This is a genomic window from Pseudomonas sp. Marseille-QA0332 (genome assembly GCF_054950175.1).
This window is the reverse complement of the sequence record NZ_CM143106.1, coordinates 613746-623076: the sequence shown is the minus strand read 5'-3', so window position 1 is coordinate 623076 and position 9331 is coordinate 613746. Positions and strand designations below refer to the sequence as shown.

Genomic DNA, 9331 nt, shown 5'->3' with positions numbered 1-9331 from the left:
TTACTCCTGCGGGATCAGAGCTTGCAGCTCGGGCTTCTTCGCGCTGGCGTCGAACTCGATGCCCTTGGCGGTGAGCCACTCCTTCAGCTCAGGCACGTTCATCTTGTGCGGGTCGGTTTCCTCGGGATCGCTATCGGTCTCGACTTTGATGCCTGCCTTGCGGTACGCCTCGACGATGTTGGGATGATCACCCTCGACCGTCACGTGTGTTGCGCCGGAGATGACGCCGAAGAAATTGCCGGTGGAGCGGTACAGCTTGCCCGGCTTGCGTTCTTCGCTATCCGAATAAACGACTTCCATAACTCTTCTCCCGAATGAAGAAGGGCCGCCTAAGCAGCCCTCAAGGATCAACCGCCAGCGGGTGGCGTTACGGTGCCGCCGCTGATTACAGCAGCGAACGGAACCTGCTTGCGGTCGAACACCCGCTCCCAGTTGCCCGCACTCGCGTACTGCGTGGCGGTCGGGCTGAGGTTCTGACTGTTCGCGCCGACCCAGCTGAAGCCCGCAGGCTGCAGGATGTAGGTCTTGCGCTCCCACAGGACTTCGGCACCACCACCGTTACCGCCATCAGGCTTTCGCTGCAGCTCGACCGGCACCTTTGGAGTGCCTTGGCCGTAGCCGAACGCGCCTTGGCCGAAGAACACCGACAGATACTGGTCAGAGCCGTACACCAGGCTGTCATCCATGAACACCGGCTTACCCAGGTAGGTCGCCAGGATGATGCGGCCGGTGGAGTCGCGCAGGTACTCGATCAGATCCTGCTTGACCATCTGGTTCATCACCACCGAGTGAACGCCGATTGCGGAGAACACGTCGGCAGCATCACCAGCGGTGAAGGCCGCATCCTGGAATGCACTTGCGCTGATGGCTGCGCCAGCATCAACGACCATGTCGCCTCCATCGTTCGCGATGTTCGAAGCGATCACGCCGCGCGCCGCGCCGAGGAGGTAGCGCTGCCACTGGCGGTTCCAGTAAGTGCCGAAGCGGTTGCGGATGTGCTGCATTGGCTCGCTGTTTGCGAGCTCAGCAGTCAGGTCGGAGACGCCATAGCCTTTGTTGAGGTACAGCACGCGGGCACGCATGCTTTCCTGCTCGGCCTTGCCGACTTCACCCAGGTCGTCGGGATCATCATTGCTGATGTTCGGCGCCTCATTCGGGTCGAGGTCCTGCCAGTAGCTGACCTCGGCAGTGCCCTGGCTGCCGGAGGCGATGGCATCCAGCACAGGGGAGCGGGTGACAATGCCGGATTCGTATACTGCGGTTTTTTCCGGGCTGTTTACCGGGTCAAGAGACGCGTAGTACTCGCCGACGAAGACGTCGGACAGCTGGGTAGAAGCCATGGGTTAGGTTCCTTTGGTGGCCAAGAGTTTTTTAAATGCCTCGGGGTTGGACGCGGCCAGCGCGGCGCGCTCGTTCTCCGTGTACTCGCCCCATTTCTTTGTGGCCTTGCCACCGTTGTCGCCGGTCTGTCCGGCACCCTGGGCCCTTGGCCACAGGTGAGTAGCGGTTTCGCGCAGCGATTCCGCCCATTCGAAGGGAGACAGCGGGGTCTTGCCGTCCTTGCCGTAGATGACCTGGCCATCACGGTCGGTGGCGATCGGCTCGCCGTCTTCGCTCAGTTTGAAGGTGCCCCGGGCTCGCAGAATGATGTCTTCGGCGGCCTCAGGCAGCGCACCAGCCTTGATGGCGGCAGCGCGAATGGAGTCGGCCAGGACCTTGTCGCTGTATTTGGCAGCGAAGGCTTCGGCCTTTTCGGCGCGATCATTGGCCGCCTTGAGCTGCTTGTCGTAGTCGCCGCGCAGGCGCTCGGTACGGCGGGTGACGACTTCGTCCAGCTTGCCCTCGGCGATCAGCTTGGTTTCTTCGTCCTGGCCGGCCTTGGCCAGCAGCCCCTTGACCGCCTCGATGTCCAGGCCGTCGAACTGGCCTTTCAGCTTGTCCAGCTCGCCCTTGATGGTCTTGTTGGAGCCGAGTAGCTCCTGGTTCTTGGACTTGAGGCCCGAGACCTCGCCATCCAGATACTTCTGCACCTCTCCGCCGAGTGCCGCTTTAAGCGCCGCAGCTTGGGTGTCGTCGAGAGTGAGGCCGTGGGCGGCCGGGTCGAAGTCGAAAGGCATGTGGCTATCCCCTTGGGATTGGTTGGCCCGCCTGGCGGGCATAAAAAAACCCGGCATTGCCGGGTTATGTTTGATCCGCAGAGCTTAGGAACTAAGAGTGAGGAGGTTTTTGTGGATTGCTCCTTCAAACTCGCGCAGCGTCGTACCGACAACAAACTTGAGGCCCTTTACTCTGCCCTGGCAGTGGTCATGCACGAACTTGGCGATTTGCCGGTCGGTACCAGGCGGCAGGTGGAGCGAAGCGTTGTCTCCGTAAGACATAGAAACGGGCAGAGAATCACTTCCCCACCAAAACTGCGTGAACTGAATGTAGTTTTTTGCAAACGGTGAGTGAACCGAGAGTGAGATCACCTTCACCGGGCGTCTTCCGTCCGAGGTTAGATTCACAGCGATAAACCAGCCTCCCTCACCGGTATCCGCAATGGCGGATCGGACAGAGACGCGGATATTCTCAACATCCTCTCTTCGCTGCTTATCTGCGAGCCACAAAGTTGTGATCACCGCGGCCAGCGCCCCGATGCCCGATACCCATCCGCCGAGCATGGAGAGGACAGGAACCGCCTCATTTACGAACGGCGCACTGCTTCCACTAAGACCAAACGACAAGCCCAAAAGAAATGCGAATCCCACGAGTAGAAAGATTACGGGTATCCATAACAGCTTCAGCATTGTTCTTCCCATGACAGTGAGGCGCAACGCGCGCTACTGCAATGATCTCCGAATTGGGTCTCGTGTACCAAGATGAAATAAATGACTCATAGCCCCGCCCGCTCGAACGCCAACGGCTCCAGCTCCTTGAGCTGGTCCAACGTCAGCGGCTTGAAGTTCTTGTCCAGCTGCAGCGCGGCGAACCGCTCGGCTGTCAGGCCGCCGTCGCGGAACAGCTTGCCGCGCACTGGCCCCAGCGCGGCGTCTTGGAAAGCCGCTGGCTGCGTCTGGAGCCATTGGTAGTAGCTGAGCCTCGCCGAGACCTGAGCACCGCCAGCAGCGCCCACCGAGGCGCGCGTGGTTCCATCGGCAAACAGCCCTGACAGCTTGGTCACCGGTACAGTGGTCGACCGGCAGTTGACGTGCGCCGGCGGCAGCGGACCCTTCCCTAGCTCGAACACCCGACCGTCCAGGCTCTTGCACAGGGCGCTGGTCTTGCGGTCGAGTGTGGACACCCAGCGATAGCCCGGGATGACATCAGCATTCGCCTTCAGCGTTTCCATACGCGCCGTGGTAGCCACGTGCTGGACAGCGGTCTGCACCACTGAGCGGGCATTGCGGTTGCTGACTGCCAGCACGCCGTCGGTGAAGTTCTGCGCCGCGGTACCGCGTATAGCCTGGGTGATCTCGGCGTTGGTCTGGCCCTGCACCACGCCGAGCCGGATGGCATTGGTTACCCGTGTCGACTCGGTGCGCGTCCAGCCGCTGAGGAACGACTTGAGCAGCGTGCCACCGTCGATGCCTGACACCTGCAACGGCTGCGTGTTGATCGCCGCTCGGATCAGCGCATCGGTCGGGATGACCGCATCGATCAGCAGCGCCTTTGCCAGGCTGCGCCCTTCGAACGCGGCTTCGTACAGCGCGATGTCGACCAGGTCAGCCTGCATGCGGTCATTGAAGGCCTGGTAGATCTCCAGCAGCTTGCCGCCCACCCGGCTCAAGAACTCCTCAAGCCTGGAACGGCTGTAGGTCGTCAGCTCCTTGCGGGTGAGTTTGTCGCGCACCTGGGTATCCACCTGGCGTAGGACCGTCTCGAACTTCTTGACCTCGCCGGCCTTGAGCCGCTCAAGCAGCACCGAGTGGCGGCTGACCTGCTCCAGCAGCTTCTCGTCCGCCGTCTGCTCCGGTTTCGTCGTCATCGTCTCTGTCCAGGTTGAGGCCGGCCGACTCGCGCTCGTCGCTGATCAGCCCGGCTTCTTCGTCGTAGGCCCGCTCGGGCAGCTTGCCGGTAGTCAGGTATTGCCAGTAGGTCTCGGCGCTGATCGTGCCGGCCATGACGCTCTTCTGCAGCTCGGCCAGCACCTGGGCGTTGACCTCAGGGATGACGAACTCAGGCTTGACGGTGAAGACCACCTCGTCTGGGTTGTAGCCAGTCCACTCGGCCGCGTAGCGAAGGGCCTGTTCGATGGCAGCGGCAGCGGTGATGACGATGCTGTGCAGCGTGGCGTGCTGGTCGTTCTGCCGCGTCTTGCGCGCCTCGCCTGACTCGGTACCGGACACGTCCATGACCTTGGCACCCGCCTCGAGGGCGGCGTTCTTCTGGTCTTCCATGGCGGTCCGGACAGCTTCGATGCCGGCGCCCTGGAACTCCAGGTAGCCGCATGAGCCATTCGGCCCGAGATCCCAAGCCGCCGAGGGGCCAGTGACGCTGAGCTCGACGCTTTCGTCCAGGCCGGACACCCACGGCTGCGGGTGGCTGGTCTGGTGCAGCGCCGTGAAGTAGTCGGCGCTGAGCTGGTACGACTTCAGTGCCGCCCGCGCCATCGTCAGCAGCGGGATTTCGTCCACGTCTGGCGAGTTGTCGGTAGAGCCACAGTAGATCACCGGAATGTACTCGAGACCGCGCACCAGCTGGTTGTCGGTACCGACAGTACCCAGCGGGCGGTCCTGCTCGATCAGTTCGCCAGCCTCGTTGCGCACGGCGGTATAGCAGATCTGGTCGAGCATGTAGAACTCGCGGAAAACCGTCTCGCAATCGTGGCTGTAGCGGTCCTCGGCTTTCTTCCTGAACTCGCGGAACACGGCCAACACCAGATCCTGGCGCCCGCCTTGGTCGGCAGTGTCCCAGTTGATGGCGTTGCGCACCGCGTAGGTGGCGAAGTACGGCTGGCCGGAGTCATCCACGTTCACTACCAGCGGCACTCGGCCATGGGAGATAGCCTGGCGCACGACGCGCAGGAACAGCTGGGTCAAGCCGAATCCGTCGGCCGTAGCGTTCTCTTCCAGGTCCTTCAGCCCGTTGGGCAGCTTCACCTCGGGAATGAGCCGGGAGACCAGGCCCATCATCGAGCGCAGCGAATCGCGAACCCAGTGCTCGTACTGGGCCCGATCGGTGTAGTTCCGGTAGAGGTAGGCATTCCCCTGGCCGTCCAGCTTCTCCGCCTCGACCATGCCGCTGGGCTTGGGCAGATTGCGCGGGCTGCGCTTGATAGCGCCCTCGCCCTCCAGGGCGTCGTCCATCATGCGCCACTCTTCGATGTGAGCGTCGTAGTCTGGGTTCGTGGATTGAACAGGCATTACGCCAAACCTCCGATGCGGCGTGTGCCGGCGGACTGGGTCTTGATCGGGAACCGCTTGGCGATGAAGTAGCCGGCGGCGTCGTTCATGTGGTCGTGGCCGCCCTTCTTGTCAGGCTCGCCCTTATCGTCGTAGACCTGTCGCTCCAAGCACTGGGTCAATTTCGGGCACTGGTCGATGTTGACCTTCAGCCGGCGTTCACCATAGGTGTTCAGGAACATGGCGTTGACCGCATTCACCCGGTCCTTGACGCTCGGGTTCGTGGAGTCGACGACCACGGTGAAGCCGGCCTTCTTGAGCAGTGACAGGTCCGATTCGCTGGCATTCTTGCTGCTGGTGTTCTGGCCGCTGGCGTCGGGGTACACGGCGATGCTATGCCCAGGGAATCGCTCCTTGATCTTCTCGATCATCTCCGGCGTGTCGCGCACGGAATGGAACTCGTCCAGTGCCAGGGGCAAGTCGTCGCGGACGACGTATACCACCGCGCTCATCTTCATCACGTTGAAGTCCATGCCGATGTGCAGCGCCTCGCCCCGCTGGATTCTCGCAGTGGTTCGGCACTCGTTGCGGTTGAACGTGTAGTAGACGACACCGGCGTAGTTTTCGAAGCTCGCCTCATACTCCTGGCGGAACGTCCGGGGGTCCATCTTGCGCCGGGCCGCTTCCAGCTCGTCCGCTGGCACGTTGCCGCCCTGCAGCGAGGTATAGAGCCAGCTCTTGTGGTCTGGCTCGCCGCCGGCCTGGCCGTCACGGAACGTGTCATAGCAGTGGTTGAAGCCCTTCGGCGTGCCGATCCGTAGCGCGTGCCCCCCCTTTCGTGTGGGGCCGCCAGGGATTGTGTACTGACAGGTCGAGAGCATCGGCCGCAGGACTTCTTCCCAGGCTTCCCACGGGCAGTCGGCCCATTCGTCCACCAGGACGAAGAACAAACCGGAGCCGCGCAGGTTGTCGTAGTTGTCCAGGCCGACCACACGCATGATGTGGCCGGACTTGAGCGTGATCGAGCATTCGGTCTCGTTTGGTCGAGCAGCGCGCCAGGCCTCGGGGATGGCCTGCTTTAAACGGCGCCAGAAGACCCGCTTGGCCTGCTTGAACGTCGGCGCGCCGTACCAGATCTCGTCCTCGACGCTGACGCCCCACTCCGCAGCCAAGCGGGCCGCGCGGCGCATCTCAGCCTTGCCGAGGAAGGTCTTGCCGAATCGCCGACCGCATACCGCATCACGAAAGCGCGCCTCAGGCTGGAAGCCCCACACGTAGATGTTCGCCTGCTTCGGCGTCAGCTTCACCGGCGGGTCATAGGTACGGGGTAGTCGGGACATTCTCGTCTGGCTCCAGCGTGTACTCAGCAACGGCGTGCTGCTGGTCTGCCTGGGAACCCAGGGGCTTGTCAGGTTCGATCTTGCGGTTGACGTACATGTCGCCGCACTCCTTGGCAGCCTGCTCGTACAGCTGGGCAGTCAGCGCCAGGTTGCGCATGTTCTCGGCCTTCTCAGCCATACGGCCAAGGCCGCGGAGGCGATAGGCTCGATTGGCGATCGGGATGTCTGCTGTCTCCTCGCGAAAGCGCTTGCGGGTCTCATGGAACAGGTCTGCCCACTTCTGAGCCAAGCCGCGCCCGGCGTACTTGGTCGGGTCGTGGCCTTCGCAGACCTGGCGGCTGACCTCCAAGCCGAATTCCTTCTTGACGGCCTCCACCACCTGGGACGGTGTATCGAAGCAGGCCAGAGCCTGAACAATGAAGGCTTTGACCTCGCTTCGTAGTGTTGCCATAGGGTATTCGCTCGTCAGGACCTGTCAGGATTCAGGCCGACTTGAGCAGGCAGGTTCCGCAGGCCCTCGCAATGTTGATCTTAGCCACCTCGGGCGGCCGGCTTGCAGCGTCGATCAGCTGCTGTACGTCGTTGCTCGCACCGTAGCGGCGGACTACACCGATGAACTCTTCGACGTCGTGCCCACGCATCTCCAGCTTGGGCATGCCGTCCTGCGTGAACTTGGGCGCACCGTACTGATCGGTCGCCTGGGCGATGTGGTACAGCTCATGCTCGACCAGGGCGCAGAACTCGGCGTCAGTGCACTGAGCGCAGTAGTCAGCGGCCAGCGTGATGAGGAACTGGGGCTCCTCGCCGAACCACTCCCGCATCTGCTGCTCTTGGCGCGCCTTCTGCCAGCCACCAGCGCGATGCATCACTCGCTCGGCCTGACCCAGCACTGTGCGGCCCTGCTTGGCGAATGACTGTGACGCCCAAAGCACCTGAACGTTGGCATCCAACAGATGGGCGTGGTCGGGGTTACGCAGGCTGCCGACGTCGGCCAGTATCTCGGCGTTGACCCAATCCCATACCTCGGGAGCTGGACACAGGGTCAGAAACACCTGATCCAGCAAATGCGGCGGCGGTATTGGTCTGCTCACGCTGTGCTCGCTTCTGAACAGGAGTAACTACATCGAGTTGAGATGAACGCATAGCCGGATAGTGGTTGAATCCATGTGCACCCAACAAAGGAGACTTGCAATGGAATTTCTCAAACCACTATCCATCTTTACGCTTGGCTTCTACTCCCTATGCGGGATTCTCGCGCTCATGGCGCTCTACATGCTGTTTTACGGAGCCAGATGCATGGACGCGTGGATGAAGCGGGAGCCTATGCCCACTGACAGAGTGCTGGCCTACCTGGTGATTGCAGCTTTGCTCGGTCTCTGCATCGGTAGCTTTGTTCAAGGGCTCGCTGAAATCCATGAAGGCTGCGCTAGCACAGGTCAGCCGGTAGGCGCCTGCTTCTTCCAGCAGATCAGTCAGTAGTCACGCGGCTAACTCGGCTGAGAAGCACGCTCAATCGCCTCCCAGTCGGGTTGCTTGGTTGTCATGGCTATTCCTACTTACCATCCCAGCCCAGCTGCTGCAGATCTGAGTTGATGGAGTTGATTTTCTTGCGCAAAAGATCCAGCACCGGACCTCTGGCGGCTGCTACCACGTCATCTTCCTGGTAGGTTCCGCACACCTGAAGGGTGATTCCGCCTTTTGCTGAAGCCTTGTCGAATAGGCTTTGCAGACGGTCACGCTCGCCGAAAAGTCTCTCAGCCGTTGCGATTTGTTGTCGGTTCATCTGGTCAGCTCCAGCCACTCCTCAACGATGCGCCGCACGACAGGCTCGGTCAGGATCTCTGACGGCTTGGTGCCCTTGGCTACATCCTCAAGGAGGGAGAGGGGTAATACGTGGATGGCGTCGGACGCCTGGATAGCGACGTGAGGCCGCCGATCCGCGATGTCGTGGATCTGTGCAGTAGGCGGCATGGGAAAACCTCGCGCCACGAAACGGCGCATCTCGATTTTGTGGCGCGGATCACTCAGCCTTGCAGCGCTCGCAGTCCAGGTGCCGGCAGATCCAGCGCTTAACCCGAGGCCAGTAGGTGAGCACGAACATGTGACGCATACCCGCCAGGGCTAGCGCGACCATCAGCGTGGCCCAGGCCGTGTTGGCGGTGAAGAACATGCGCTCGGATCGGGCCAGGATGGCATAGCCGCTGATGGCAATGACCGCATACAGGATCTTGCCCAGCACCCCGTCACGCACCTTGCCGCTCAGCACGCACCAGGTCGCCCAGATGGCGATCAACCCGGCCGCGATGGCGTTGATGTATTCGTATGTCATGAGCTAGGCCCTCCGAACTTGGACCTGATGACAGACCATAGATCGGCGGCTTTGATCGCTCGGTTGATGGCGGCAATGAGAGAGCCACCGAAGGTGCCGAGAAGAAAACCCACGCCCGCAACGCTGCGGGGCTCGGTGATACCGAAGTAGTTGCTGACCATGCCGGTGAGGTAGTGGGCGCAGGCCATGCCGGTGAACAGGAAGAGCAGCCAGGCCTTTCGGTCTGTCAGGTCATCCTTGTGCCAGCGGGTGGCGACTAAGGCCCCGAGCAGGCCCGCAATCATCCAGTCGAATTTCTCGAGCAGGCGGTGAAAACTCTCCATGCGCTCGACTCCAAACCG

Annotated in this window: 14 protein-coding genes; 1 reads left to right on the top strand and 13 read right to left on the bottom strand. The window is 61.7% G+C overall.

The annotated features are described in order from the left end of the window. The 9 genes from ACY8GK_RS03120 to ACY8GK_RS03080 form a co-directional block, all read right to left on the bottom strand. The gene (locus tag ACY8GK_RS03120; protein WP_261240300.1) at nucleotides 1–300 is read right to left on the bottom strand and encodes a HeH/LEM domain-containing protein; all 300 of its coding nucleotides are present in this window, start codon (nucleotides 298–300) and stop codon (nucleotides 1–3) included. Between the two features lie 47 nt (nucleotides 301–347). After that, complete coding sequence (locus ACY8GK_RS03115) at nucleotides 348–1340, bottom strand: phage coat protein (protein WP_462402279.1); 993 nt, start codon at nucleotides 1338–1340, stop codon at nucleotides 348–350. A 3-nt stretch (nucleotides 1341–1343) separates the two neighbouring features. Beyond that, nucleotides 1344–2117, bottom strand: a complete 774-nt coding sequence (locus ACY8GK_RS03110) for a hypothetical protein (RefSeq protein ID WP_462402278.1) — start codon at nucleotides 2115–2117, stop codon at nucleotides 1344–1346. An 84-nt stretch (nucleotides 2118–2201) separates the two neighbouring features. Continuing rightward, nucleotides 2202–2786, bottom strand: coding sequence for a hypothetical protein (locus ACY8GK_RS03105; RefSeq protein ID WP_261240297.1), 585 nt, complete (start codon nucleotides 2784–2786; stop codon nucleotides 2202–2204). Between the two features lie 86 nt (nucleotides 2787–2872). Continuing rightward, entirely contained in the window at nucleotides 2873–3964 is a 1092-nt protein-coding gene (locus ACY8GK_RS03100) for a minor capsid protein (protein ID WP_462402277.1), read from the bottom strand. Continuing rightward, a complete protein-coding gene (locus ACY8GK_RS03095) occupies nucleotides 3891–5342 on the bottom strand; it encodes a DUF4055 domain-containing protein (protein WP_462402276.1) in 1452 nt (483 codons plus the stop codon). The genes ACY8GK_RS03100 and ACY8GK_RS03095 overlap by 74 nt, the downstream gene beginning before the upstream one ends. Continuing rightward, complete coding sequence (locus tag ACY8GK_RS03090) at nucleotides 5342–6628, bottom strand: phage terminase large subunit family protein (RefSeq protein WP_462402275.1); 1287 nt, start codon at nucleotides 6626–6628, stop codon at nucleotides 5342–5344. The genes ACY8GK_RS03095 and ACY8GK_RS03090 overlap by 1 nt, the downstream gene beginning before the upstream one ends. Before the next feature lie 7 nt (nucleotides 6629–6635). Next, nucleotides 6636–7112 (bottom strand): DUF2280 domain-containing protein, encoded by a 477-nt coding sequence (locus tag ACY8GK_RS03085; RefSeq protein WP_462402274.1) that lies wholly within the window; start codon nucleotides 7110–7112, stop codon nucleotides 6636–6638. A 31-nt stretch (nucleotides 7113–7143) separates the two neighbouring features. Next, a complete protein-coding gene (locus tag ACY8GK_RS03080) occupies nucleotides 7144–7752 on the bottom strand; it encodes a putative metallopeptidase (RefSeq protein ID WP_462402273.1) in 609 nt (202 codons plus the stop codon). A gap of 100 nt (nucleotides 7753–7852) precedes the next feature. Here ACY8GK_RS03080 and ACY8GK_RS03075 point away from each other — a divergent pair, with 100 nt between their 5' ends. Beyond that, a complete protein-coding gene (locus ACY8GK_RS03075) occupies nucleotides 7853–8140 on the top strand; it encodes a hypothetical protein (RefSeq protein WP_462402272.1) in 288 nt (95 codons plus the stop codon). A 73-nt stretch (nucleotides 8141–8213) separates the two neighbouring features. On the opposite strand, the gene ACY8GK_RS03070 is transcribed toward ACY8GK_RS03075, so the two are convergent. From ACY8GK_RS03070 to ACY8GK_RS03055, 4 genes are read right to left on the bottom strand one after another with little or no spacing between them, the layout of a single operon-like run. Then, nucleotides 8214–8444: a hypothetical protein gene (locus tag ACY8GK_RS03070; protein ID WP_462402271.1), complete on the bottom strand. Its 231-nt coding sequence runs from the start codon at nucleotides 8442–8444 to the stop codon at nucleotides 8214–8216. Then, the gene (locus tag ACY8GK_RS03065; protein WP_462402270.1) at nucleotides 8441–8662 is read right to left on the bottom strand and encodes a hypothetical protein; all 222 of its coding nucleotides are present in this window, start codon (nucleotides 8660–8662) and stop codon (nucleotides 8441–8443) included. The genes ACY8GK_RS03070 and ACY8GK_RS03065 overlap by 4 nt, the downstream gene beginning before the upstream one ends. Nucleotides 8663–8681: 19 nt before the next feature. Next, nucleotides 8682–8990 (bottom strand): hypothetical protein, encoded by a 309-nt coding sequence (locus ACY8GK_RS03060; RefSeq protein ID WP_462402269.1) that lies wholly within the window; start codon nucleotides 8988–8990, stop codon nucleotides 8682–8684. Beyond that, nucleotides 8987–9313: an MFS transporter gene (locus ACY8GK_RS03055; RefSeq protein WP_462402268.1), complete on the bottom strand. Its 327-nt coding sequence runs from the start codon at nucleotides 9311–9313 to the stop codon at nucleotides 8987–8989. Before ACY8GK_RS03055 ends, ACY8GK_RS03060 begins: the two co-directional genes overlap by 4 nt. Between the last annotated feature and the right edge of the window lie 18 nt (nucleotides 9314–9331).

Coding starts and splice junctions, on each gene's coding strand:
- ACY8GK_RS03120 (WP_261240300.1), bottom strand. CDS start 300: ATGGAAGTCGTTTATTCGGATAGCGAAGAACGCAAGCCGGGCAAGCTG.
- ACY8GK_RS03115 (WP_462402279.1), bottom strand. CDS start 1,340: ATGGCTTCTACCCAGCTGTCCGACGTCTTCGTCGGCGAGTACTACGCG.
- ACY8GK_RS03110 (WP_462402278.1), bottom strand. CDS start 2,117: ATGCCTTTCGACTTCGACCCGGCCGCCCACGGCCTCACTCTCGACGAC.
- ACY8GK_RS03105 (WP_261240297.1), bottom strand. CDS start 2,786: ATGCTGAAGCTGTTATGGATACCCGTAATCTTTCTACTCGTGGGATTC.
- ACY8GK_RS03100 (WP_462402277.1), bottom strand. CDS start 3,964: ATGACGACGAAACCGGAGCAGACGGCGGACGAGAAGCTGCTGGAGCAG.
- ACY8GK_RS03095 (WP_462402276.1), bottom strand. CDS start 5,342: ATGCCTGTTCAATCCACGAACCCAGACTACGACGCTCACATCGAAGAG.
- ACY8GK_RS03085 (WP_462402274.1), bottom strand. CDS start 7,112: ATGGCAACACTACGAAGCGAGGTCAAAGCCTTCATTGTTCAGGCTCTG.
- ACY8GK_RS03075 (WP_462402272.1), top strand. CDS start 7,853: ATGGAATTTCTCAAACCACTATCCATCTTTACGCTTGGCTTCTACTCC.
- ACY8GK_RS03070 (WP_462402271.1), bottom strand. CDS start 8,444: ATGAACCGACAACAAATCGCAACGGCTGAGAGACTTTTCGGCGAGCGT.
- ACY8GK_RS03065 (WP_462402270.1), bottom strand. CDS start 8,662: ATGCGCCGTTTCGTGGCGCGAGGTTTTCCCATGCCGCCTACTGCACAG.
- ACY8GK_RS03060 (WP_462402269.1), bottom strand. CDS start 8,990: ATGACATACGAATACATCAACGCCATCGCGGCCGGGTTGATCGCCATC.
- ACY8GK_RS03055 (WP_462402268.1), bottom strand. CDS start 9,313: ATGGAGAGTTTTCACCGCCTGCTCGAGAAATTCGACTGGATGATTGCG.